2 protein-coding genes are annotated in these 1785 nt (G+C 64.7%); one reads left to right on the top strand and one right to left on the bottom strand.

The window, feature by feature from the left end:
* The coding region (locus tag VOI27_RS23110; RefSeq protein WP_323769026.1) for a hypothetical protein at nucleotides 1-280 on the top strand (280 nt) is incomplete at its 5' end.
* Nucleotides 281-344: 64 nt separating this feature from the next.
* Here the strand turns inward: VOI27_RS23110 and priA are convergent.
* Nucleotides 345-1785, bottom strand: a 1441-nt coding sequence (priA, locus tag VOI27_RS23105) for a replication restart helicase PriA (RefSeq protein ID WP_323769024.1), incomplete at its 5' end; no start/stop codon positions are given.

Below are 1785 nucleotides of genomic sequence, written 5' to 3'. Positions count from 1 at the left end.
TGCAGGGGCCTGCGCCAACTGCTTTGTACTGATAAGAAGCTTTCCCGAAAAACAGGTCTATGCGGTTACCGGAACGAACGGGTGGTACGCCGAATTGTTCTGGGTCGAGGGCGATGATTCTGTTGCGACCGGCGGCGGCAAATGGAAGGCTGAACTGGGCGGCGCGCCGTTCGATCTCGATCTGGTTCAGCAAGGTTCAGAACTGTCGATGGTCATGAACGATGACCCCAAAAGGCAACAACCGCCAATTACCGCGAAGTTCCGGTGCGTCCAGCGCTAACGTGCATTGCGACAGAAGTCAGGCTTCAGAGCGCACCATCCCCCTGCCTTCCTGCACCCACCCCTCACAAAAAACTCTGCGGATCGATGTCGACCTGCACCTGCACCGAGCCGCGCACTTTCGGACCCTGGCTCAGCATCTGCCGGATGAATCCCTGCATGTCCTTGCCGCGTTCGCCATGCACCAGCAGCCGGAAGCGGTAGCGGCCGCGGATCAGGGCCAGCGGGGCTTCGGCCGGGCCGAGCACCATGATGCCGGGCATGGCGGGTGCTGCGGCGCGCAGGCCGCGCGCGTGGGTTTCGGCTTCCGGCCTGGTTGCCGCCGAGATGATCACCGAGGCCAGCCGGCCGAAGGGCGGTAGGCTCGCGCGGTTGCGCTCGTCGGTTTCGCGTTCGTAAAACGCATGAGGTTCGCCCGAGGCCAGCGCCTGCATCACCGGGTGCTGTGGCTGAAACGTCTGGATCAGACCGTGGCTCTTGCGCCCCGTACGCCCGGCGCGCCCGGTCACCTGTGACAACAGCTGATAGGTCCGCTCGGCGGCGCGCGGATCTCCGTTCGACAGGCCCAGATCCGCGTCGACCACGCCGACCAGCGTCATCAGCGGGAAATTGTGCCCCTTGGCCACCAGCTGCGTGCCGATGACGATATCGGCCTCGCCCTTGGCGATCGCCTCGAGCTCGATCCGCAATCGCCGCGTACCGCCCGCCATATCGGACGACAGCACGATCACCCGCGCATCGGGAAAATGCTTGTCGGCCTCTTCGGCAATCCGCTCGATCCCCGGCCCACAAGCCGCCAGATGATCCAGCGTGCCGCAGGACGGGCAGGCATTCGGCGTCCGTTCCGTGTGGCCGCAATGGTGGCATTGCAGCTGCTCGCGGAACCGGTGCTCGACCAGCCAGCTCGAGCATTGCGGACACTCGAACCGGTGACCGCAGACCCGGCACAGCGTCAACGGCGCATAGCCCCGCCGGTTCAAAAACAGCAGCGATTGTTCCTTGCGTTCCAGCGTTTCGGCCATCGCCTTGAGCAGCACCGGCGACAGGAACCCGCCGCGCGCCGGCGCATAGCGCCTGAGATCCACCAGCTTGAGATCCGGCAATCCCGCATCGGCATAACGGCTTTCCAGGAGCAGATGCTCGTAACGCCCCTGCGCGGCATTCACCCTTGTTTCGATTGACGGCGTGGCGGACGCCAGCACCACGGGGATGTTTGCCAGCCGGGCGCGCACCACCGCCATGTCACGGGCATTGTAGAACACCCGGTCTTCCTGCTTGTAGGCCGGGTCGTGCTCCTCGTCGACGATGATCAGCCCGAGATCGGCAAACGGCAGAAACAACGCCGAGCGCGCGCCGGCCACCACCTTGACCTGCCCCTCCGCCGTCTGCCGCCACACTTTCTCGCGCATTCGTGGCGGCAGTTCCGAATGCCACTCCGCCGGCCGTGTGCCGAAACGGTCGTGAAACCGGTCGAGAAACTGGGCCGTGAGCGAAATTTCCGGCAGC

The organism is Marinovum sp. (genome assembly GCF_034669705.1).
Taxonomy (GTDB): domain Bacteria; phylum Pseudomonadota; class Alphaproteobacteria; order Rhodobacterales; family Rhodobacteraceae; genus Marinovum.
This window is presented reverse-complemented; position numbering and strand designations above follow the sequence as displayed.